Source organism: Mesorhizobium sp. B2-4-12 (assembly GCF_006441575.1).
Taxonomy (GTDB): domain Bacteria; phylum Pseudomonadota; class Alphaproteobacteria; order Rhizobiales; family Rhizobiaceae; genus Mesorhizobium.
The window spans coordinates 1-1,044 of record NZ_VFVC01000109.1; the positions used below are offsets into that span (position 1 = coordinate 1).

1 protein-coding gene is annotated in these 1,044 nt (G+C 61.5%); it reads right to left on the bottom strand.

The features are described 5' to 3' along the window. Window positions 1-15: 15 nt before the first annotated feature. Window positions 16-973 (bottom strand): IS630 family transposase gene (locus tag FJ934_RS27870; RefSeq protein WP_140613601.1). Its coding sequence is split into 2 segments (ribosomal slippage): window positions 16-621 and window positions 623-973, totalling 957 coding nucleotides; the frame shifts between segments, so codons are not numbered across the junction. Window positions 974-1,044: the final 71 nt, after the last annotated feature.

The window sequence follows — 1,044 nt, forward strand, 5'->3', positions numbered from 1 at the left end:
TAGAGCATCGGGCGATTAACATGCAACGTAGCCTGCCTGTTTGAGATAGTTCCAGCATTCGGTTGGATCGAACATGGCGCAGATGCTTCCGACGGCGCGGACGAGATCGTCGTAGGTGCGCGCTTTGGCCTTTCGCAACAGGGTTTTGAGTTTTGCGAAGGCCATCTCGATCGGGTTGAGGTCCGGCGAATATTTGGGCAGGAAGAGGAACCTGGCGCCGCGCTGTTTGAGCGCCTCTGCGGCGCGCGGACTTTTGTGGACATTGAGATTGTCCAGAATAACGATGTCGCCGCGCCCGAGAGCCGGTGCGAGCTGGGTTTCGACATAGGCATCGAACGCCGCACCGTCGATGGCTCCCTCGATGATCCAGGGGGCCACCAGTTCATGGCAACGCAGGCCGGCGATGAAGGTCTGGGTATGCCATTTGCCGAAGGGCGCATCGGCGAGGAGCCTCTTGCCGCGCAGGCTGCGCCCGCGCAACGGGGTCATGTTGATCTTCACGCTCGTTTCGTCGATGAAGACGATCCGCGCCGGCACGGCGCGCATCAGAGGCTGATGATGGTCGCGCCACTCACGCCGCGCCGCTCTCACGTCGGGCCGTTCTTGCTCCGACGCCAGCAGGGCTTTTTTTATACGTAAACCCCTCCCGGCACAGCAACTTCGACAGGTTCGACGGGTCCGCCCTGACGCCGTGCTCGTCTTCAAGCCACGCGCCAAGCTCAGGCATCGTGATGTCCGGCCTGGCCATCACTTTGTCGACAATGGCCTGACGATACGGGCCGAGTTTGCCAGACCCGGCAGGACGCCCCTGACGGGCCGGTTCGACGGAACCAGTCGCCGCATAGCGTGCCTGAACACGTACCGCCGTCGAAGGCGCCACCTCAAACTGCGCCGCAACTGCCCGCCGCGACTTGCCCTCGGCAATGCCGCGAACAAGTCGAAGCCTCAAATCCTGCGAAACCGCTTTGCCCATGGTGCACCTCCGCATCCATAGGAATCAGACTTCAGTCGAAAAGGGAATCCCAACGATTCACCCTATTCGCC